Annotated in this window: 1 protein-coding gene; it reads right to left on the bottom strand. The window is 67.5% G+C overall.

From position 1 onward, the window contains the following. On the bottom strand, positions 1–849 hold an 849-nt coding region (gene rpsB / locus G6022_RS14620), incomplete at its 3' end, for a 30S ribosomal protein S2 (RefSeq protein ID WP_241730586.1). Positions 850–1,103 lie beyond the last annotated feature (254 nt).

Here is a 1,103-nt window from a genome sequence, read left to right as displayed (position 1 = left end):
GGCCTCGGCCGCGGGGGCCTCGGTCGCGGTGGCCTCGGCCGCGGGGGCCTCGGCTGCCGTCTCGCCCTCGGGTGCCGCGGTCTCACCGGTCACCTGGTCGAGCTGCTCGGCCTCCCACTCGGCGAGGGGCTCGGCCTCTTCGCCGGTGGCCTTGCCCGCCTGTGAACGGGCCTTGAGGCCCTCGGCGACGGCCGAGGCGATGACCCGGGTCAGGACGCTGACCGAGCGGATCGCGTCGTCGTTGGCCGGGATCGGGTAGTCCACGAGGTCGGGATCACAGTTCGTGTCGAGCAGGGCGACGACCGGGATGTTGAGCTTGCGTGCCTCGCCGACGGCGATGTGCTCCTTGTTGGTGTCGACGATCCACACGACGGACGGGACCTTGGTCATGTCCCGCATGCCGCCGAGGGTGCGCGCCAGCTTGGTCATCTCACGCGTGAGCATGAGAATCTCCTTCTTGGTGCGTCCCTCGAATCCACCCGACTGCTCCATCGCCTCGAGCTCCTTGAGGCGGATGAGGCGCTGGTGCACGGTCTGGAAGTTGGTGAGCATGCCGCCCAGCCACCGCTGGTTGACGTAGGGCATCCCGACCTTCGCGGCCTCTTCGGCGATGGCCTCCTGGGCCTGCTTCTTGGTGCCGACGAACAGGACCGTGCCTCCGTGGGCGACGGTCTCCTTGACGAACTCGTACGCCTGGTCGATGTACGTGAGCGTCTGCTGAAGGTCGATGATGTAGATGCCGTTGCGGTCGGTGAAGATGAACCGCCGCATCTTCGGGTTCCAACGACGGGTCTGGTGACCGAAGTGTGCGCCCGCGTCGAGCAGCTGCTTCATGGAGATGACTGCCATGGAAGTGTTGAGGGGCTCGTCCGGCTTGGAAGCAGCCGGACCGCGAGGCCCTCGTCCTCGCTTTCTGGTGTGTATCGGGTTACGCCCGAGAAACCGGGTGGTCTCGGGCCCTGGTGACCGCAGCGGACCGAACCCCCGACGAGCAGGGGCACCTACGGGTCCGGTGTCCGGTGAAGCCGGGGCTGTGAGGCCCCGGGTCCGGATGCACCTCCCGTGGGAGGTGCAGGACACGCGAAGTCAATCGACGTCAGTCG

The sequence above is a fragment of the Dietzia sp. Cai40 genome (genome assembly GCF_014145165.1).
Classification (GTDB): domain Bacteria; phylum Actinomycetota; class Actinomycetes; order Mycobacteriales; family Mycobacteriaceae; genus Dietzia; species Dietzia natronolimnaea.
This window is presented reverse-complemented; position numbering and strand designations above follow the sequence as displayed.